At 73.3% G+C, this 20,445-nt stretch carries 14 protein-coding genes and 1 pseudogene; 9 read left to right on the forward strand and 6 right to left on the reverse strand.

Features of this window, described 5'->3' with window-relative positions; genetic code table 11:
* The first annotated feature begins 15 nt into the window (after window positions 1–15).
* Window positions 16–570, forward strand: a complete 555-nt coding sequence (locus tag BGK67_RS38865; RefSeq protein WP_069920351.1) for an EF-hand domain-containing protein — start codon at window positions 16–18, stop codon at window positions 568–570.
* Window positions 571–582: 12 nt separating this feature from the next.
* Here BGK67_RS38865 and BGK67_RS13665 read toward each other — a convergent pair whose 3' ends face one another.
* From BGK67_RS13665 to speB, 3 genes are all read right to left on the reverse strand, one after another.
* A complete protein-coding gene (locus tag BGK67_RS13665) occupies window positions 583–4,368 on the reverse strand; it encodes an ABC transporter ATP-binding protein (protein WP_069920352.1) in 3,786 nt (1,261 codons plus the stop codon).
* A 135-nt stretch (window positions 4,369–4,503) separates the two neighbouring features.
* Window positions 4,504–6,186: a thiamine pyrophosphate-binding protein gene (locus BGK67_RS13670; protein WP_069920353.1), complete on the reverse strand. Its 1,683-nt coding sequence runs from the start codon at window positions 6,184–6,186 to the stop codon at window positions 4,504–4,506.
* Window positions 6,187–6,191: 5 nt separating this feature from the next.
* Window positions 6,192–7,154 (reverse strand): agmatinase, encoded by a 963-nt coding sequence (speB, locus tag BGK67_RS13675; RefSeq protein ID WP_069920354.1) that lies wholly within the window; start codon window positions 7,152–7,154, stop codon window positions 6,192–6,194.
* A gap of 116 nt (window positions 7,155–7,270) precedes the next feature.
* On the opposite strand from speB, the gene BGK67_RS13680 reads away from it, so the two are divergent.
* The 3 genes from BGK67_RS13680 to tesB all read left to right on the forward strand — a co-directional run bounded on the left by BGK67_RS13680 (window position 7,271) and on the right by tesB (window position 11,057).
* Window positions 7,271–8,809 (forward strand): PucR family transcriptional regulator, encoded by a 1,539-nt coding sequence (locus tag BGK67_RS13680; protein WP_069920355.1) that lies wholly within the window; start codon window positions 7,271–7,273, stop codon window positions 8,807–8,809.
* Window positions 8,810–8,993: 184 nt separating this feature from the next.
* Entirely contained in the window at window positions 8,994–10,151 is a 1,158-nt protein-coding gene (locus BGK67_RS13685) for an acyl-CoA dehydrogenase family protein (RefSeq protein ID WP_069920356.1), read from the forward strand.
* Window positions 10,152–10,178: 27 nt separating this feature from the next.
* Window positions 10,179–11,057, forward strand: coding sequence for an acyl-CoA thioesterase II (gene tesB, locus BGK67_RS13690; RefSeq protein WP_069920357.1), 879 nt, complete (start codon window positions 10,179–10,181; stop codon window positions 11,055–11,057).
* 74 nt (window positions 11,058–11,131) lie between these two features.
* On the opposite strand, the pseudogene BGK67_RS40935 reads toward tesB, so the two are convergent.
* The 3 genes and pseudogenes from BGK67_RS40935 to BGK67_RS13705 all read right to left on the reverse strand — a co-directional run.
* Window positions 11,132–11,524: pseudogene (locus BGK67_RS40935) on the reverse strand (DUF4253 domain-containing protein); the annotation flags it as partial.
* 325 nt (window positions 11,525–11,849) lie between these two features.
* On the reverse strand, window positions 11,850–12,662 hold the full coding sequence (locus BGK67_RS13700; RefSeq protein ID WP_069920359.1) for a phosphatase: 813 nt from the start codon (window positions 12,660–12,662) through the stop codon (window positions 11,850–11,852).
* Window positions 12,663–12,718: 56 nt separating this feature from the next.
* Window positions 12,719–13,297: an SACE_7040 family transcriptional regulator gene (locus tag BGK67_RS13705; RefSeq protein ID WP_069920360.1), complete on the reverse strand. Its 579-nt coding sequence runs from the start codon at window positions 13,295–13,297 to the stop codon at window positions 12,719–12,721.
* Between the two features lie 99 nt (window positions 13,298–13,396).
* Here BGK67_RS13705 and BGK67_RS13710 point away from each other — a divergent pair, with 99 nt between their 5' ends.
* The 5 genes from BGK67_RS13710 (at window position 13,397) to BGK67_RS13730 (ending at window position 20,434) form a co-directional block, all read left to right on the forward strand.
* Window positions 13,397–15,013: a carboxyl transferase domain-containing protein gene (locus tag BGK67_RS13710; RefSeq protein ID WP_069920361.1), complete on the forward strand. Its 1,617-nt coding sequence runs from the start codon at window positions 13,397–13,399 to the stop codon at window positions 15,011–15,013.
* A gap of 16 nt (window positions 15,014–15,029) precedes the next feature.
* Window positions 15,030–17,147 (forward strand): ATP-binding protein, encoded by a 2,118-nt coding sequence (locus BGK67_RS13715; protein ID WP_069920362.1) that lies wholly within the window; start codon window positions 15,030–15,032, stop codon window positions 17,145–17,147.
* 11 nt (window positions 17,148–17,158) lie between these two features.
* Window positions 17,159–18,076: a hydroxymethylglutaryl-CoA lyase gene (locus tag BGK67_RS13720; protein WP_069923838.1), complete on the forward strand. Its 918-nt coding sequence runs from the start codon at window positions 17,159–17,161 to the stop codon at window positions 18,074–18,076.
* Window positions 18,077–18,083: 7 nt separating this feature from the next.
* The gene (locus BGK67_RS13725; RefSeq protein ID WP_069920363.1) at window positions 18,084–19,244 is read left to right on the forward strand and encodes an acyl-CoA dehydrogenase family protein; all 1,161 of its coding nucleotides are present in this window, start codon (window positions 18,084–18,086) and stop codon (window positions 19,242–19,244) included.
* A 155-nt stretch (window positions 19,245–19,399) separates the two neighbouring features.
* Window positions 19,400–20,434 carry an ABC transporter substrate-binding protein gene (locus tag BGK67_RS13730; RefSeq protein ID WP_069920364.1) on the forward strand — a complete coding sequence of 345 codons (1,035 nt, stop codon included), beginning with the start codon at window positions 19,400–19,402 and terminating at the stop codon, window positions 20,432–20,434.
* The last annotated feature ends 11 nt before the right edge of the window (window positions 20,435–20,445 follow it).

Raw genomic sequence — 20,445 nt, forward strand, 5'->3', positions numbered from 1 at the left:
GTGAAAGGCCCCCACGTGACGAACGACCTGCTCGACCGCAAGCTGGAGCGCTCCTTCAACCGCCTCGACGCGGACGGGAACGGCGTGATCGACGCGACGGACATCATCGCGCTCGGCTCCCGGCTGCTGGCGGCCCTGTCCGAGCCCGACGACTCGCCCAAGGCGGAAGCGGTGATGCAGGGGATCGCCAACTTCTGGCAGGACCTCTTCACGGAGCTGGACGTCGACCGGGACAACAAGGTCACGCCCGAGGAGTACAAGGTGGGCATGACGCGGCTGTACGAGAAGGGCGGTCCCGCCTACGACCGCTCGCTGCGGCCGATGATGCAGGCGATCCTCACGGTCGTCGACACCGACAACGACGGGCGCATCAGCCCGGAGGAGTTCCACCGGGCCCAGGAGGCCTTCGACACGGAGCTGAGCCCCGAGGACGCCGAGGCCCTGTTCCGGCGGATCGACGCCAACGGGGACGGCACCCTCACCGTGGACGAACTCCTCGACGCCGTGCGGAACTACTACACCGGCACCGAGGAGGACGCCCCGCGCAACCTGTTCTTCGGGGAGCTCTGACCCGCCCGGCCGTCAGGCCGCGGCGCGCTCGTCCTCCCCGACGAAGGTGCGCCACAGCCGCGCGTACCGGCCGCCCTGGGCCAGGAGTTCGGCGTGGGTGCCGTCCTCGACGACCCGGCCGCGGTCCATGACCACGACCCGGTCGGCGCGGGCCGCCGTGGTCAGCCGGTGCGCCACCACCAGGGTGGTGCGCTTGCCGGCGAGCCGGTCGGTGGCCTGGTTGACCTGGGCCTCGGTGGCCAGGTCGAGGGCCGCGGTGGCCTCGTCGAGCAGCAGCACGTCCGGGTCGACGAGCTCGGCGCGGGCCAGTGCGATCAGCTGGCGCTGCCCGGCGGAGAGGTTGCGGCCGCGCTCGGCCACGGTGTGCAGGTAGCCGCCGTCGAGCGTGGCGATCATGTCGTGGGCCCCGACCGCGCGGGCCGCCGCCTCCACCTCGGCGTCCTGCGCGTCGGGCCGCCCGTAGGCGATGGCGTCGCGGACGGTACCGGGGAAGAGGTAGGGCTCCTGGGGGACCACGCCGAGGCGGTGGCGGTAGGCCGTCAGGTCGAGCTCCCGCAGGTCGGCCCCGTCGGCGGTGATCCGGCCGGAGGTCGGATCGTAGAACCGGGCCACCATCTTGACCAGCGTGGACTTGCCGGCTCCGGTCTCGCCGACGAAAGCGACGGTCTGCCCGGCGGGTATGCGCAGGTCGATGCCGGCCAGCGCGTCGCCCTTCTCCCCGCGCTCCTCGGCGGTGCCGTAGGCGAAGCGGACCCCCTCGAAGGCGATCTCGCCGCGCAGTTCGGGCACCGGCAGCGGCTTTTCGGGGCGCGGGGTGGTGGTCGGCTCGCGCAGCAGCCCCTGGATGCGCCCGAGGGAGACCGTGGCCTGCTGGTATCCGTCAAAGACCTGGGACAGCTGCTGGACCGGGGCGAAGAACAGGTCGATGTAGAGCAGGTAGGCGACCAGCGCACCGGTGGTGAGCGTGCCCGCCTCGACCCGGCCGGCGCCGACGATCAGCACGGCGGCCGCGGCGCCCGAGGACAGCAGCTGCACGAAGGGGAAGTAGACCGAGATCAGCCACTGGCCGCGGACCCGGGCCTGGCGGTACGAGTCGCTGCGCTCCGCGAAGCGGCGGGCGCCGGAGCCCTCGCGGCGGAAGGCCTGGACGATGCGGAGCCCGGCGACGGACTCCTGGAGGTCGGCGTTGACCAGGCTGACCCGGTCGCGGGCGAGTTCGTACGCGGCGACGGACTTGCGGCGGAACACGATCGTGCCGAGCACCAGGACCGGCAGCGTGGCGAAGACGATCAGGGCGAGCTCGACGTCGAGGACGAGCAGGGCGGCCAGGATGCCGAAGAAGGTGAAGACGGAGACGACGGCGGTGACGAGCCCGGTCTGCAGGAAGCTGGACAGGGCGTCCACGTCGGTGGTCATCCGGGTCATGATCTTGCCGGTCAGCTCGCGCTCGTAGAAGTCGAGTCCGAGGCGCTGGAGCTGGGCGAAGATCTTGACGCGGAGCGCGTACAGCACGCGCTCGCCGGTGCGGCCCGTCATCCGGGTCTCGGCGAACTGCGCGGCCCACTGCCCGACGACGACCGCGAGCGCGAGGGCCGCGGCGGCCCAGACCGCACCGAGGGCGGCCTTCTCCACGCCCTGGTCGATACCGTGCCGGATCATGATCGGCAGGAGCAGCCCGGAGCCCGCGTCGACGGCGACGAGGCCGAGGCTGACCGCGAGGGGCGCCCAGAAGCCGCCGAGCAGGCGGCGCAGGCCGTAGCTCTCCTCGGCGGCGGCGGCGCGGGTCTCGTCCACGTCGGGCTCGTCGTCGGCGGGCGGCAGGGCGGCGACCTGGGCGAGCAGCTCGGGAGTGGCCGGCATTCCGGGTAGGGAGCCGGCGGCGCTGTCGGCGTCCTCCTGGCGCTTCCAGAGCTCGGGGGTGACCCCGTCCGAGACCCGGCGCTTGGCGCTGACGGGCTCGGAGTCGATCTCCGCCTCGAGCTCGATGTCCCGCTCGATGTTCCGGTCGATCTCGCGCTCGAACTCGGCCATCGGCAGGGCGTCGGGGGTCCGCGGCGAGCCGGCGCCGAGCGCGTCGGGGTCGGTCAGCAGCCTGCGGTAGAGGGCGGAGCGGCTCTCCAGCTCCTCGTGGGTGCCGATGTCGGCGAGCCGGCCCCGGTCGAGTACGGCGATCCGGTCGGCCAGCGCGAGCGTGGAGCGGCGGTGGGCGATCAGCAGGGTGGTCCGGCCGGCCATGACCGAGCGCAGCGCCTCGTGGATCTCGTGCTCGACGCGGGCGTCCACGGCGGAGGTGGCGTCGTCGAGGAGCAGCAGCCGCGGGTCGGTGAGGATGGCCCGGGCGAGCGCGACGCGCTGGCGCTGGCCGCCGGAGAGGGTGAGCCCCTGCTCGCCGACCTTGGTGTCGTAGCCGGCGGGCAGGGCCCGGACGAACCCGTCCGCCTGGGCGGCGCGGGCCGCGGCCTCGATCTGCTCGTCGGTGGCCTCGGGGTGCCCGTAGGCGATGTTCGCGCGGATGGTGTCGGAGAAGAGGAACGAGTCCTCCGGGACCAGTCCGATGGCGCCGCGCAGCGACGCGTAGGTCAGCTCGCGCACGTCGTGCCCGCCGACGCGGACGGATCCGCCGTCGGCGTCGTAGAAGCGCGGCAGGAGCAGTGAGACGGTGGACTTCCCGCTCCCGGAGGCGCCGACGACGGCGACGGTCTCCCCCTCGGAGACGGTGAGCGAGAACCCGTCGAGGACGGGCCGCTCGGGGTCGTACCCGAAGCGGACGTCGTCGAAGGCGATGGTGGCGGGTGCGTCGGCGGGCAGTTCGTGCGCGCCCTCGCGGATGACGGGCCGGGTGTCGATGAGCTCGAAGACCCGCTCCACACCGGCACGCGCCTGCTGGCCCACGGTCAGCACCATGGCGAGCATGCGGACGGGGCCGACGAGCTGGGCGAGGTAGGTGGAGAAGGCCACGAAGGTGCCGAGGGTGACCTCTCCCCGGGTGGCCATCCAGCCACCGAGCGCCAGCATCGCGACCTGGGCGAGGGCGGGTACGGCCTGGAGGGCGGGGGTGTAGCGCGAGTTCAGCCGGATGGTCCGCATCCGGCCGGCGAACAGGCGCCGTCCGGCGGTGCGCAGTTTGGAGGTCTCCTGCTCCTCCTGGCCGAAGCCCTTGACCACGCGGACGCCGGTCACGGCCCCGTCGACGACGCCCGCGACGGCGGCGGCCTGCCCCTGGGCGTACCAGGTGGCGGGGAAGAGCTTCTTGCGGCTGCGCTTGGCGATGAACCAGAGGGCGGGGGCCATCAGCAGCGCGACGAGGGTCAGCAGCGGGGACAGCGCCAGCATGATGCCGAGGGATATCCCGAAGAGCAGGAAGTTCCCGATGGTCATCGGGAGCATGAACAGGAGGCCCTGGATCAGCTGGAGGTCGGTCGTGGCCCGCCCGACGACCTGTCCGGTGGACAGCTCGTCCTGCCGCCGCCCGTCGAGGCGGGCGATGGAGTCGTACATGTCGGTCCGCAGGTCGTGCTGGACGTCGAGGGCGAGCCGCCCTCCGTAGTACCTGCGGACGTAGGTCAGCGCGTACACGAGGACGGCGGCGGCTATGAGCATGCCCGCCCAGGGCCCCATGGGCTTGGACCGGTCCCCGATGACGTCGTCGATGATGACCTTGGTGACCAGCGGCACGAGCGCCATGACGGCCATGCCGGCCAGCGAGGACCCGAGCGCGAGGAGCACGTTGACCTTGTAGCGCCACGTGTACGCGGCGAGCCGCCTGCCCCAGCCCTGTTTTTCCCCAGCCGCCGTCACGTGAAGCCTCCCCGTTCGTCCGTACTACCGACAAGCCCCAACGCCCGGACCGGCGGATTTCATCCCGCCGCAACAATCGCACCGGTGTCCGGGCGCGGCGAGCGGGCTTCGCCCTTCAGGGGGAGGGCCGGCCGTTCAGAGGTGGGTCGGCGCGAACATCCTGAGGGTGGCGGGGAGGACCACGACCGAGGGGCCGGGGGTGGCGAGGGCCTTCTTGAGGTCCGCCGTGAGGGATTCCGGGGTGGTGGTGGTCGCCGGGACGTCGAACGAGGCCGCCAGTGCGGCGAAGTCGGGGCGGGTCAGCTCGGTGGCGGTGGAGCGGCCGAAGGAGTCCTCCATGTACGCGCGCAGGATGCCGTAGCCGCCGTCGTCCACGATCAGCCAGGTGACGTCCAGGTCGTGCTGGCGGGCGGTGGCCAGCTCCGCGGCCGAGTACATCGCGCCGCCGTCGCCGGAGACCGCGAGGACGGGGGTGCCCGGCTCCGCGACGGCCGCGCCGAGGGCCGCGGGGAAGGCGTAGCCGAGGCCGCCCGCGCCCTGGGCCGAGTGCATGGTGTTGGGGTGCTTGGCGTCGAAGGCCGACCACGCCCAGTAGGACAGGATCGTCATGTCCCAGAAGGACGGGGAGCGCGGCGGGAGGGCGGCCCGGATCGAGGCCAGGAGCTCCTGCTCCAGGGTGACGTCCTGGGCGGCCAGGCGGTCCGCGATGGCGGACAGGACCATCCGCACGCGGTCCGGGGCGTACGGGTCCGGGCGCTCGGCCACCGTCTCCAGCAGGGCCTGGAGGGCGAGGCGGGCGTCCGCGTGGATGCCCAGGGCCGGGTGGTTGGACTCCAGCTTCCCGAGGTCCGCCTCGATCTGGACGACCCGGCCGGTGGGGAAGAACGTGTGGTAGTTCGAGGACAGTTCGCCCAGGCCCGAGCCGACGACGAGGAGGACGTCCGCGTCCTCCAGGAAGTCGGTCATGTGGCGGTCCTCCAGCCAGGACTGGAGGGAGAGCGGGTGGTTCCAGGGGAAGGCGCCCTTGCCGCCGAAGGTGGTGACCACGGGGGCGTTGAGGCGTTCCGCCAGCTGCCTGAGCTTGCCCGCGGCGTCGGAGCGGATGACCCCGCCGCCCGCGATGATCACCGGGCGGGAGGCCCGGGACAACCAGTGGGCGGCGACGGCGGTGAGCTCCGGCCGCGGGGCGAGCTCGTGCGGGGTCGCGTCCATGCCGGTGACCTGCGGGATCAGCGTCTCGGCGCGCAGCACGTCCTCCGGGATCTCCACCCAGACCGGGCCGTGGGGCGCGGTCAGGGCCGATTCCCAGGCCTCCGCGACCGCGGAGGGGATCTGCGAGGGGGTGCGGGCCACCTGGACCGACTTGACCACGTCCCGGAAGGAGGCGGCCTGGTCGCGCAGCTCGTGCAGGTGCCCCCGGCGCCCGCCGCCCAGGCCCGCCGCCGGCACCTGCGAGGAGATGGCGAGGACGGGGGCGGAGGCGGCGGCCGCCTCCGCGAGCGCCGGCAGGGCCATCAGCGCGCCCGGCCCGGTCGACAGCAGCAGCGGCACGGCCTCGCCCGTCATGCGGCCGTACGCGTCCGCCGCGAAGCCCGCGTTGTTCTCGGTGCGGAGCGTGACCAGGCGCAGGTCCGAGCGGCCGACCGCGTCGAAGACGGCCAGCGCGTGCTGGCCGGGCAGTCCGAAGACGGTGGTCGCGCCCAGCGAACGCAGTGTCTCCACGACCAGGTCCCCGCCCGTGCGGCCCGGCGGCGGAGCCAGCGCGGCGGCCGTCTGGGCCTCGGTGGGACGGAGAACCAGGTCGTGGTCGTGCGTCACGTGAGTTACTTGCCCTTCGACTGCGCGATCTGTCGGCTCATGATCGTGGTGAGCTCGTACGCGGTGTGCGAGGCCGCGACCGAGGTGATCTCCGCGTGATCGTACGCCGGGGCCACCTCCACCACGTCGGCGGAAACGAGGTTGCAGGAGGACAGGCCTCGGATGATCTCCAGCAGCTCGCGGGAGGTCATGCCGCCCGCCTCCGGCGTGCCGGTGCCGGGCGCGTGGGCCGGGTCCAGTACGTCGATGTCGATGGAGATGTAGAGGGGGCGGTCGCCGATGCGCTGGCGCAGCTGGTCGGCCACCTCGTCGGCGCCGCGGCGGTAGACGTCCGCGGAGGTGACGATGCCGAAGCCCATCTTGGCGTCGTCGTCCAGGTCCTGCTTGCCGTACAGCGGGCCGCGCGTACCGACGTGCGAGAGGGCCTCGGTGTCGAGGATGCCCTCCTCGACGGCACGGCGGAACGGGGTGCCGTGGGTGTACTCGGCACCGAAGTAGGTGTCCCAGGTGTCCAGGTGCGCGTCGAAGTGGAGCAGCGCGACGGGGCCGTGCTTCTTGGCGACGGAGCGCAGCAGCGGGAGGGCGATGGTGTGGTCCCCGCCGAGGGTCATCAGGCGGGAGCCGTTGCCGAGGAGCTCGTCGGCGGCGGCCTCGACCGTCTCGACGGCCTCGTTGATGTTGAAGGGGTTCACGGCGATGTCGCCGGCGTCCGCGACCTGCGCGAGGGCGAAGGGGGAGGCGTCCTGGGCCGGGTTGTACGGGCGCAGCAGGCGCGAGGCCTCGCGGATCGCGTTGCCGCCGAAGCGGGCGCCGGGACGGTAGGACACACCGGAGTCGAAGGGCACGCCGACGACGGCGACGTCGGCGGAGCCGACCTCATCGAGGCGCGGCAGCCGGGCGAAGGTCGCGGGGCCCGCGTAGCGCGGGATGCGGGAGGAGTCGACGGGGCCGCGCGGCTGCGTGCTCATGGGGGTTGCCCTTCTGGAGGTCTTGCGGGTGCGGTCCTTCGAGCGTAAGCCGGTGCCCGGGGGGCGCGAAGTGTACGTTTCATCCATCAGCGCCCGTTGATGTGTACGGAGTATCCATGGAAGCCCCTCCCACCCCGCCGGTCGCCCTCGGCCGCCTGCTCGCCGACGGCGAGCTGGGCCTGCGCCGGCTGGCGGGGCCCGCCGAGGCCGAGGTGCACGGGGTGCACGCCTCGGAGATGGCGGACCCGTCTCCGTACCTGCTGGGCGGGGAGCTGCTGCTGACGGCGGGCGCGGGCCTGGCGGGGGCGGAGGCGCGCTCCGGCGACGCCCCTCGGGACGGCGGGGCGGATGCCGGGCCGTACGTCGAGCGGCTGGTGCGGGCCGGGGCCGCGGCCGTCGGCTTCGGCGTCACCCCGGTGCACGAGACGGTGCCGCGGACCCTGGTCGAGGCCTGCGCCCGGCACGGGCTGCCGCTGGTCGAGGTGCCGCCCGCGACGCCCTTCACGGCCGTGGGCCGGGCCGTGTGGCGGCTGATGGAGGAGGCCCGTACGCGTGAGCTGCGCCGCGTGACGGAGGCGCAGCAGTCCCTCGCGGCGGCGGCGGCCCGCCCCGACCCGGTCCCCGCGGTGCTGACCCGCCTGGCGGCCGGCCTGGGCGGCTGGGCGGGCCTGCTCACACCGGGCCCCGAGCCCGTGCCGGCGCCCGGGACGGGCCCAGGGCCGGACCCCGGGGCCGTGGCCGGGTGGTTCGGGCTGGGGTGGAGCGTGGTGCGCAGTGCGGGGGGCGCGCCCGGGGCGGAGGTGCGGGCCGCGGTGGGGGCGCTCGGGCGCCGGGTCGCTCCCGGGGCCGCGGCGACCGCCACGGACACCCTGGCCGGGACGCACCTGGCCGCCTACGCCGTGGGCGGCGGCCAGGTGCTGGCCCTCGCCACCCCGGGCCGGGCGCCGGGTGACCACACCATCGCCTCCGTCGCCGCGGTCCTGCTGACCCTGCTCACGGCGAACCGCCCGGCCGGGGACGAGGCCTCAGCCCTGACCCGGCTCCTGCTCGGCGGCGACCCCGCCCGCGCCCTGGCCCCCGGGCCCTGGCATGTGGTCCACGCCCGGGGAAGCGGCGACCCGCGGACCCTCGGGGCCGCGCTGGGCACCGTACTGCTCGACCCGTACGAGGGCGGCGTGCGGCTGCTGACCGACCGGGAGCCCGTCCCGCAGCCGGGGTGGCGGCTGGGGGTCAGCGCCCCGGCCGCGCCCGGCGCCCTGGCCACCGCCGACGCGCAGGCCGCGCGCGCCCTGGACCGGGCGGAGGCGGCCCGCACCCCGCTCGCCCGGCACTCCGACCCCGGTTTCGCGGGCCTGGTGGGCGAGGCTGAGGCCCGCGCCCATGCCGAGGCCCTGCTCGGACCGCTGCCGACCGCCCTGCGCGAAACCCTGCGCGGCTGGCTGGCCCACCACGGCGGCTGGGACCGCACGGCCGCGGACCTGGGTGTGCACCGCAACACCGTGCGCCAGCGCGTGGCCCGCTGCGCGGAGCTGCTGGAGCGGGACCTGGACGACCCGGACGTCCGGATGGAGCTGTGGTTCGCCCTGCGCTGGGCCGAAGCCCCGGGGGCCGGCGGCGGTCCGGCGCCCGTCCGCTCCCCGCGGCCGGACGGCTGACGGCGACCCCGCCGCGGCCGCACGCACCGCCGGGCGGACCGCACCCCGACGTGTGCCGCATGTCCGGCAAGCCGCACTGACGGTCGGCCCCCGCTCTGGACAGGAACGACAACCCGCCGGTAACTTAATCTGAGCAAGCGCTTAGGTATAAGCGGCGTCGCGCCGCCACCGAGAGGAGTCGGCCGTGCGCCGTACCGTATTCAACGAGGACCACGAGGCCTTCCGCGAGACCATCCGCGCCTTCATCGAGGCCGAGGTCGTCCCGGTCTACGACGAGTGGTTCGCCGCCGGCCAGGCTCCTCGCGAGTTCTACTACAAGCTGGGCGAGCTCGGCGTCTTCGGCATCAACGTGCCCGAGGAGTTCGGCGGCGCCGGCCTGGACACCCACAAGTTCGAGGCCGTGCTCTACGAGGAGACCTCGCGCGCGGGCGTGAACTTCGGCGGCTCCGGCGTGCACGTGCTGCTCGCCCTCCCCTACATCAAGATGCTCTCCACCGACGAGCAGAAGAAGCGCTACCTGCCGAAGTTCGTCACCGGCGAGGAGATGTGGGCGCTGGCGATGACCGAGCCGGGCACCGGCTCCGACGTCGCGGGCATGAAGACCACCGCCAAGCTCTCCGAGGACGGCACCCACTACGTCCTCAACGGCGCCAAGACCTTCATCACCGGTGGCGTCCACGCCGACCGCGTGATCGTCTGCGCCCGCACCTCCGCCCCGCGCGAGGACGACCGCCGCTTCGGCATCTCCCTGTTCGCCGTGGACACCAAGTCCGCCGGCTACTCCGTCGGCCGCAAGCTGGACAAGCTCGGCCTGCGCACCTCCGACACCGCCGAGCTGGCGTTCGTCGACGTGAAGGTCCCGGTCGAGGACCTGATGGGCGAGGAGAACAAGGGCTTCTACTACCTCGGCCAGAACCTGCCCTCCGAGCGCTGGGGCATCGCCTTCGGCGCGTACGCGCAGGCCAAGGCCGCCGTCCGGTTCGCCCAGCAGTACGTGCAGGAGCGCACCGTCTTCGGCAAGCCCGTCGCGCACTTCCAGAACACCAAGTTCGAACTGGCCGCCTGCCAGGCCGAGGTGGACGCGGCCGAGGCCGTCGCCGACCGCGCCCTGGAGGCCCTGGACGCCGGTGAGCTGACCGCCGCCGAGGCCGCGTCCGCGAAGCTGTTCTGCACCGAGGTCGCGCACCGCGTCATCGACAAGTGCCTCCAGCTCCACGGCGGTTACGGCTACATGAACGAGTACCCGATCGCCCGCCTGTACGCCGACAACCGCGTGAACCGCATCTACGGCGGCACCAGCGAGGTCATGAAGTCCATCATCGCCAAGTCCATGGGCCTGTAGGGAAGTCGGGGCACCTACCCTTCCCCCATGAACGAGGCACTGACGACGCTCCTCGATCTGCTCGACCTCGAGCAGATCGAGGAGGACATCTTCCGCGGTACCAGCCGTTCGGCGCTGGTACCGCGGGTCTTCGGCGGTCAGGTCGCCGCCCAGGCGCTGGTCGCGGCCGGCCGCACCGTGCCCGAGGACCGCACCGCGCACTCGCTGCACTCGTACTTCCTGCGCGCCGGCGACCCGGGCGCGCCCATCGTCTACTCGGTGGACCGGATCCGCGACGGGCGCTCCTTCACCACGCGCCGGGTGGTCGCCGTCCAGCACGGCCAGCCGATCTTCCACCTCTCCGCGTCCTTCCAGGCGTACGAGGAGGGCCTGGACCACCAGGCCGCGATGCCCTCCGCGCCCGACCCGGAGACGCTGCCGACCGCAGCCGAGTCGCTGCCCGCGTACCGCGAGATCTTCCGCGACCCGGGCACGGTGGAGCGGCTGGTCGAGGCCCGCGGCGCGGTGGACCTGCGGTACGCCACCACCCCGCCCTGGGGCAGCGTCGGCGAGCCCGTGGAGCCGCGCTCGCAGGTGTGGTTCCGTACCGCCGGCAAGCTGGAGAGCGACGACCCCCTGCTGCACACCTGCCTGGCCACGTACGTCTCCGACATGACCCTGCTGGACTCGGTGCTGCTCGCGCACGGGCGCGGCGGGTGGGCGGTCGGCGACGTGGTCGGCGCCTCGCTGGACCACGCGATGTGGTTCCACCGGCCGTTCCGCGCCGACGAGTGGCTGCTGTACGACCAGGAGTCCCCGTCGGCGGCCGCCGGGCGGGGCCTGGGCCAGGCCCGCATCTGGACCCAGGACGGCCGGCTGGCCGTGACCGTCATCCAGGAGGGTGTGGTGCGCGTTCCGCGCGCCTGAGCACCCGCTAGTGCCGTGACCGGGAGCGCGTCGGCGAGCGTGCGCGGCGGGGCCGCGACCGACAGGTGAAGCTCGTCGAAGCCGAGGGCGATGACCCGGGCGCCGAAGCGGTCCTCCCACGAGCGCAGGACCGCGCTGATGCGGGCGGTGTCGTTCTCGTGGTTGGCCGGTCCGCACCAGCCCATCGCCGCGGGTACGTCGGCCCCCCGGTCCGCGGGGACCAGGGCGAGCCGCGGGCCCGCCAGGACGCCGGTGCCGGTGAGCTCGTCCGTGAGGGCGCGGGCCGCCGCCTCCGGGTCCCGGCCGTCCTGCGCCGGGGAGGGCGGCTCGGCGAGCCCCGGCCCATCCCGGCCGAAGGGGGCGATGAGCTCCTCGCCGTCCTCGCCCTCCTCCTCGGGGTCGGGGATGACGGCGTCCCAGAACGCGCGCAGGACCGGCTCGGCGTGATGGCCGTGCGGGTCGGACATGCGCTGCGGCAGCAGCCCCTTGGTCCGCCACCACTCCTCCAGCCCGCGCCGCTCCTGGAGCAGGACCGCCTGGAGGCCCGCGGCGGCCAGGTCCGGCCGGCCGCGGTACGAGGCCGGCGCGCCGGCGTCCACCGGCCCGCCGGAGACTCACAGCAGCGGCTCCGGCCGGGCCCGCCACAGCCGGCGCCGGCCGGGGCGGGTGATCAGGCTGCCGGGGGCAGGCCGACGGCGGAGCCGAGTGCCGACAGCCGGTTCGGGACTTCGCTCATGCCCGCGACCGTAACGGCCCCCACCGGCACCGCCGGAGCCGCGGTGGGCCGAGCCCCTAGGCGTCCAGCAGCCCGGCGCCGGCCAGGAGGTAGGCGGTCATCGGGTCGTAGAAGCGCGGGTCGCGGACGTGGTCGTCCAGCGGGACCGCCACCTGGAGGGTGCCCTCGGCCTCGCCGAGGAAGAGCGCCGGGTCGTTGCAGTCCGCGTACCCGACGGCGTCGAGGCCGCGCTGCGCGGCGCAGCCCGCCCAGCCGTGGTCGGCGACGACCAGGTCCGGCTGCGGGCGGCCGGCCGCGGCGAGCCCGTCCAGGATCGCGGCCATCGGCTCCGGCGAGTGGGTGTGCCACAGCGTCGCACCGCGCTCCAGCACGGCGACGTCCGCGAACTGCCACACCGAGCCCTCGTCGGCGGTCAGCCCGGCCGGGATCACCACGATCTCGCAGCCCGCCGCGCGCAGGGCCGCCGCCGTGGCCCGGTGGACGTCCAGCAGCCCGCCCGGGTGCCCGGTGGCGAGCAGCACGCTCTGCCGGTCCAGCGCGGCCTTGCGCAGCCGGGTGGCCAGCCGGTCCAGGCCGGCCACCGTCAGCTCCGGGTCGATGGTGTCCTGGCCGAAGCGGTGCGCCGGATCGTCCACGACCCCGCAGCGCTCGGCCATCACGGCGAGCACGTCCTGCTCGTCCGTCCACCGGTCGCCCAGCTCCAGCCCGAGCCAGTAGTGCCGGTCGCCGTTGGCGAGCTTGCGGTAGTGGGAGAGGTTGTTCTCGCGCGGGGTGGCGACCTGGCCCGCGATGCGCGTGCGGACCAGGTGGTCGACGAGCTCGGCGCGGCTGGGTACGGGCGTCTCTATCGGCTTCGGCATGCGGCCCATTCTGCCGCCGCCGGGGCGCAGGCGCCGCGTCCATCCCGACCGGTGGACGCGCCGGTTCACACCGACAGAGCCCCGAACGCCCCGTGCGCGAGCCGCCGGAGCAGTGACTCCGTCGCCTCCCGCCCCAGGGCCGCCAGGTGCGGGGTGGAGTTCAGCAGGCCGAAGACCGCGTGCACGCAGACCCGTACCTCCGCCTCGCCCACCTCCGGGTGCAGTTCCCGTACGACGGCCACCCACAGCTCCACGTACTGGCGCTGCAGCTGGCGGACGAGCTTGCGGTCCGTGTCCCGCAGCCGGTCGAGCTCCCGGTCGTGCAGGGTGATCAGCGCCCGGTCGTCGAGCGCGAAGTCGATGTGCCCGTCGATGAGCGAGGACAGGACCAGAGCGGGATCGCCCGCCGCCTCCTCCACCCGGCGCCGGCCGCCGGTGAGCAGCCGTTCGCTGATGCCGACCAGCAGCTCGGCCAGCATGGCGTCCTTGCCCGCGAAGTGCCGGTAGAGGCCGGGGCCGCTGATACCGACCGCGGCCCCTATCTCGTCGACGCCGACGCCGTGGAATCCGCGCGCGGCGAAGAGGCGGGCGGCCTCACTGAGGATCTGCTCGCGACGGGTCGGGGTGGCCGCACTGGTGCTCATGGGAAACCATTCTAGACAGGGCCGTTAGCGCTCGTTAACCTGGGCGGTACATGCGTTAACGCTCATTAACAGCGTGCACCGAGCAAGGGAGCTCGACCGATGCAGCAGGCACCAGTGCTGACGAGCGCCGCGGACCCGGCGTCCGAGGCCTGGCGGACCAACGAGGCCGCCCACCGCGAGCTGACCGAGGGGCTGCGGGCCCGGCTCGACGCGGCGCGGCTCGGCGGCGGCGAGAAGGCCCGCGCCCGCCACACCGCCCGCGGGAAGCTCCTCCCCCGCGACCGGGTGGACACCCTCCTGGACCCCGGGTCCCCCTTCCTGGAGCTGGCCCCGCTGGCCGCCGAGGGCATGTACGGGGGCGCGGCCCCCGCCGCCGGGGTGATCGCGGGCATCGGCCGGGTCAGCGGCCGCGAGTGCGTGATCGTCGCGAACGACGCCACCGTCAAGGGCGGCACGTACTACCCGATGACCGTCAAGAAGCACCTGCGCGCCCAGGAGGTGGCGCTGGAGAACCGTCTCCCCTGCCTCTACCTGGTCGACTCGGGCGGCGCCTTCCTGCCCATGCAGGACGAGGTGTTCCCGGACCGCGAGCACTTCGGCCGCATCTTCTACAACCAGGCGCGCATGTCGGGGGCCGGCATCCCGCAGATCGCCGCCGTCCTCGGCTCCTGCACGGCGGGTGGCGCGTACGTGCCGGCCATGAGCGACGAGGCCGTCATCGTCCGCGGCCAGGGCACGATCTTCCTCGGCGGCCCGCCGCTGGTGAAGGCCGCCACCGGTGAGGTGGTCACGGCGGAGGAGCTGGGCGGCGGCGAGGTCCACTCGCGGACCTCCGGCGTCACCGACCACCTCGCGCAGGACGACGCGCACGCGCTGCGGATCGTACGGAACATCGTGTCGACCCTGCCCGAGCGCGGGGCCCTGCCCTGGTCGGTCGAGGCGCCCGAAGAGCCCAAGGTGGACCCGTACGGGCTGTACGGCGCGGTCCCGGTCGACTCCCGCACCCCGTACGACGCCCGCGAGATCATCGCCCGGATCGTGGACGGCTCCCGCTTCCAGGAGTTCAAGGCGGAGTTCGGGCAGACCCTGGTCACCGGGTTCGCCCGGATCCACGGGCACCCGGTCGGGATCGTCGCCAACAACGGAATCCTGTTCTCCGAATCCGCCCAGAAGGGCGCCCACTTCATCGAGCTCTGCGACCAGCGCGGCATCCCGCTGCTGTTCCTCCAGAACATCTCCGGGTTCATGGTCGGCCGCGACTACGAGGCGGGCGGCATCGCCAAGCACGGCGCCAAGATGGTGACCGCGGTGGCCTGCACCCGGGTGCCGAAGCTGACGGTGGTCGTCGGCGGCTCGTACGGCGCGGGCAACTACTCGATGTGCGGGCGGGCGTACTCGCCGCGCTTCCTGTGGATGTGGCCCAACGCCAAGATCTCCGTGATGGGCGGCGAGCAGGCGGCCTCGGTGCTGGCCACCGTCAAGCGCGACCAGATCGAGGGCGCGGGCCAGGAGTGGCCGGCCGAGGACGAGGAAGCCTTCAAGGCCCCGGTCCGGGCGCAGTACGAGGAGCAGGGCAACGCCTACTACGCCACCGCCCGGCTGTGGGACGACGGGGTCATCGACCCGCTGGAGACCCGGCAGGTGCTGGGTCTGGCCCTGACCGCGTGCGCGAACGCCCCGCTGGGCGATCGCGGCTTCGGCATCTTCCGTATGTGACGTGAGGACCTCACTGATGTTCAGCACTGTTCTGGTCGCGAACCGGGGCGAGATCGCGGTACGCGTCATCCGCACGCTGCGGGAGCTCGGCATCCGCTCCGTGGCCGTCTTCAGCGACGCGGACGCGGACGCCCGCCACGTACGGGAGGCCGACACGGCCGTCCGGATCGGGCCGGCGGCGGCCGCCGAGAGCTACCTGTCGGTCGAGCGGCTCCTGGACGCCGCGCGGCGCACGGGCGCCGAGGCGGTCCACCCGGGCTACGGCTTCCTCGCCGAGAACGCCGCGTTCGCGCAGGCGTGCGCGGACGCCGGCCTCGGCTTCATCGGGCCCCCGGCCTCCGCCATCTCCCTGATGGGCGACAAGATCCGGGCCAAGGAGACGGTGCGCGCCGCCGGAGTCCCGGTGGTCCCGGGCTCCTCGGGCAGCGGCCTGTCGGACGCCGAACTGGCCGCCGCCGCAGAGGAGATCGGCATGCCCGTCCTGCTGAAGCCCTCGGCGGGCGGCGGCGGCAAGGGCATGCGGCTGGTGCGCGACGCGGCCGTGCTGGCCGAGGAGATCGCGGCGGCCCGCCGCGAGGCCCGCTCCTCCTTCGGCGACGACACGCTCCTGGTCGAGCGGTGGATCGACCGGCCGCGGCACATCGAGATCCAGGTGCTCGCCGACTCCCACGGGAACGTGGTCCACCTGGGCGAGCGCGAGTGCTCCCTCCAGCGGCGCCACCAGAAGGTGATCGAGGAGGCGCCGTCGGTCCTGCTGGACGAGAAGACCCGGGCGGCGATGGGCGCGGCGGCGGTGGAGGCGGCCCGCTCGTGCGGGTACGTGGGCGCGGGCACGGTGGAGTTCATCGTCCCGGGCGGGGACCCGTCCTCCTACTACTTCATGGAGATGAACACCCGCCTCCAGGTCGAGCACCCGGTGACGGAGCTGATCACCGGCCTGGACCTGGTGGAGCAGCAGCTGCGGGTGGCCTCCGGCGGGGCCCTGGCCTTCACCCAGGACGAGGTCCGGCTGACGGGCCACGCGATCGAGGCCCGGGTGTGCGCCGAGGATCCGGCGCGGGGGTTCCTGCCCTCGGGCGGCACGGTCCTCGCCCTGTCCGAGCCGTCGGGGGGGCCGGTCCGCACGGACTCCGGCCTGACCGCGGGCGTCCCGGTGGGCTCGACGTACGACCCGATGCTGTCGAAGGTCATCGCGTACGGGCCGGACCGCGCGACGGCCCTGCGGGTCCTGCGCGGCGCCCTGGCGGACACGGTGATCCTGGGTGTCCAGACCAACGCCGGATTCCTCCGGAGGCTGCTGGCCCACCCGGACGTGGTCTCCGGCGACCTGGACACGGGCCTGGTCGAACGCGACCTCGCCTCCCTCCTCCCGGACAGCGTGCCCGTCGAGGTCTACGCGGCCGCGGCCCTGCTCGCGCAGGGACCCGGGGCGCTGCCCGGCACCCCGGTCCGGGGTCGCCGGACGGGCTGGGAAGGCACGCCGTCGACCGGCCCGGACGGCTGGGTGGACCCGTTCGACGCCGTCGGCGGCTGGCGCCTCGGCGGTACCCCGGCCTGGACGGTGCACCACTTCCGCCTTCCCGGCCACGACCCGGTGACGGTCCGCACCCGCCCCTCCGGCTCGACCACAGAGCTGCTCGTCACCGACGAGGCCGGTCCGGACGCAGCCTCGCCGGCGATGGAGGCGCGGGGTCCGGGGCAGAGCCCCGGCGCACCGGCCCGCGGCCGGATCGTGGCCCGCACCCCCGACACCGTCACCGTCGAACTCGACGGCGTCACCCACCGCTTCAGCCACGCCGCCTCCCCGGAGGGGACCTGGCTCGGCCGCGACGCGGACTCCTGGCACGTGCAGGCCCACGACCCGGTGGCCGCCGCCCTGAGCGGGAGCGGGCACGCGGGGGCCGACACACTCGCCGCCCCCATGCCCGGCACCGTCACGGTCGTCAAGGTGGCCGTCGGCGACCGGGTGGCGGCCGGCCAGAGCCTGCTCGTGGTCGAGGCGATGAAGATGGAGCACGTCATCTCCGCCCCGCACGCCGGGACCGTCACCGAACTCGACGTCACCCCCGGTGCCACGGTGGCCATGGACCAGGTCCTGGCCGTCGTCACCCCGGACGAGGAGGAGGGCGCGTGAACGGCCTGCCCATGACCGTCCCGGCGCCCGGCCTGCCGGCCCGGGTCCGGATCCACGAGGTCGGCGCCCGTGACGGGCTGCAGAACGAGAAGACGGCCGTCCCCACCGAGGTGAAGGCCGAGTTCATCCACCGGCTGGCCGCCGCCGGGCTCACCACGGTCGAGGCCACCAGCTTCGTGCACCCGAAGTGGGTTCCGCAGCTCGCCGACGCCGAGCAGCTCTTCCCGCTGCTCGGCGACGTCGACGCGGCGCTGCCCGTGCTCGTGCCCAACGAACGCGGCCTCGACCGGGCCCTGGCGCTCGGTGCCACCCGTATCGCCGTGTTCGGGTCGGCCACCGAGACCTTCGCCTCGCGCAACCTCAACCGCACCGTCGCCGAGTCCCTCGCCATGTTCGAGCCCGTCGTGGCCCGCGCCAAGGAGGGCGGGGCGCACGTCCGCGGCTACCTGTCGATGTGCTTCGGCGACCCCTGGGAGGGCGCGGTCCCCGTCCACCAGGTGGTCCGCGTCGCCAAGGCCCTGCTCGACCTCGGCTGTGACGAGCTGAGCCTCGGCGACACCATCGGCGTCGCCACGCCCGGCCACGTCCAGGCCCTGCTGGGCGAGCTGGGCGCGGAAGGCGTGCCCGTCGACCGCGTCGGCGTGCACTTCCACGACACCTACGGCCAGGCCCTGTCCAACACCCTCGCCGCGCTCCAGCACGGCGTGACCACGGTCGACGCCTCCGCCGGCGGCCTCGGCGGATGCCCGTACGCGAAGAGCGCCACCGGCAACCTCGCCACCGAGGACCTGGTGTGGATGCTCGACGGCCTCGGCATCGAGACCGGTGTCGATCTGGCCGCCCTCACCGCCACGAGCGTGTGGATGGCCGAACGGCTGGGCCGCCCCAGCCCCTCCCGTACCGTCCGCGCCCTCTCCCACAAGGAGTAACGAAGACATGCCCCTCGACCACCGGCTCACCCCCGAGCACGAGGAACTCCGCCGCACCGTCGAGGCGTTCGCGCACGACGTGGTCGCGCCGAAGATCGGCGACCTGTACGAGCGGCACGAGTTCCCGTACGAGATCGTCGCCGAGATGGGCCGCATGGGCCTGTTCGGCCTGCCCTTCCCCGAGGAGTACGGCGGCATGGGCGGCGACTACCTCGCCCTCGGCATCGCCCTGGAGGAGCTGGCCCGCGTCGACTCCTCGGTCGCCATCACCCTGGAGGCAGGCGTCTCCCTGGGCGCCATGCCCCTCTACCTGTTCGGGACCGAGGAGCAGAAGCGGGAGTGGCTGCCGAAGATGTGCTCCGGCGAGGTCCTGGGCGCCTTCGGGCTGACCGAGCCGGGCGCCGGCAGCGACGCCGGCGGCACCCGCACCACGGCCGTCCGTGACGGCGACGAGTGGGTCGTCAACGGATCCAAGTGCTTCATCACCAACTCCGGTACGGACATCACCGGCCTGGTCACCGTCACCGCCGTGACGGGCCGCAAGGCGGACGGCCGCCCGGAGATCTCCTCGATCATCGTCCCGTCCGGCACGCCTGGCTTCACCGTCGCCGCCCCGTACTCCAAGGTCGGCTGGAACGCCTCGGACACCCGCGAGCTGTCCTTCGACGGCGTACGGGTGCCGCTCGCCAACCTGGTCGGCGAAGAGGGCCGCGGCTACGCGCAGTTCCTGCGGATCCTGGACGAGGGCCGGATCGCCATCTCCGCGCTGGCGACGGGCCTGGCCCAGGGCTGTGTGGACGAGTCGGTGAAGTACGCGAGGGAGCGGCACGCCTTCGGCAAGGCGATCGGCGACAACCAGGCCATCCAGTTCAAGCTGGCGGACATGGAGATGCGCGCCCACATGGCCCGCATCGGCTGGCGCGACGCCGCTTCCCGGCTGGTGGCCGGGGAGCCGTTCAAGAAGGAGGCGGCGATCGCCAAGCTGTACTCCTCCACGGTGGCCGTGGACAACGCCCGGGACGCCACGCAGATCCACGGCGGCTACGGGTTCATGAACGAGTACCCGGTGGCGCGCATGTGGCGGGACTCGAAGATCCTGGAGATCGGCGAGGGCACCAGCGAGGTCCAGCGCATGCTCATCGCGCGCGAACTCGGCTTCTCCGCCTAGCCGCGGCACCGGAGGCGGGACGGCACGCGGTACGCCGGTGTGTCGGGGGTCCTGAAAAAACTTAGGACCCCCTTACCGTTTTCGGCCAAGGTTAGGCTAACCTTCCCACCGAACGGCTCAGGCGCCGCCCGGCACGCACGAAATCGGACACCGACATGCCCAAGTCCCGTACCTCCTCCTTCACCCGCCGCGGTTTCATAGCGGCCGGCGGCGCCCTGGGCCTCGTCGCGGCTCTCGCGGCGTGCGGTGGCACCGACTCGAAGGGCGACGGCGGCGCGGACAAGGGCGCCGCGGCGTCGGGCCCCTGGACCTTCAAGGACGACCTCGGCAAGGACGTCAGCACCAAGGCCAAGCCGAAGAACATCGTCGCCTTCACGGGCACCGCCGCCGCGCTGTACGACTACGGCGTACCGGTCAAGGGCGTCTTCGGCCCGACCAAGACCGCCGACGGCAAGCCCGACGTCCAGGCCGGCTCGATGGACATTTCCAAGGTCGAGATCATCGGCAACGTCTACGACGAGTTCAACGTCGAGAAGTACGCCGCCCTCCAGCCCGACCTGCTCGTCACCAACACGTGGGACGGCAGCTACTGGTACGTGCCCGAGGCCTCCAAGGACAAGATCCTGCAGCTGGCCCCCGCCGCCGCGATCTCCGTGGGCGGCGACGCCACCCTGGACAAGGCCCTGGAGCGCACCGCCGAGCTCGCCAAGTCCCTCGGCGCCGACATGAACGACAAGAAGGCCGTCGACGCCAAGGCCCGCTTCGAGGCGGCCGCCGCGAAGGTCCGCGAGGCCACCAAGGCCAACCCGGGCATCAAGGTGCTCGTCGGCTCCGGCTCCGCCGACCTGTTCTACGTCTCCACCCCGGACACCTCGGCCGACCTGAAGTACTTCAAGTCCCTCGGCGTCGAGTTCGTCACCCCGGAGAAGCTGGACGAGGGCGGCTTCTTCGAGTCCCTCAGCTGGGAGAACGCCGGCAAGTACAAGGCCGACGTCGTCTTCCTCGACAACCGCACCGGCACCCTGCAGCCGGAGGACCTGAAGGCGAAGGCCACCTGGGCCGAGCTGCCCGCCGTCAAGGCCGGCCAGATCACCCCGCGCGTCACCGAGCCGATCTACTCGTACGACAAGTGCGCCGTGATCCTCGAGGACCTCGCGAAGGCCATCCAGAACGCCAAGAAGGTCGGCTGACCGCCCTTCCT

This window comes from Streptomyces subrutilus (genome assembly GCF_001746425.1).
Classification (GTDB): Bacteria; Actinomycetota; Actinomycetes; order Streptomycetales; family Streptomycetaceae; genus Streptomyces; species Streptomyces subrutilus_A.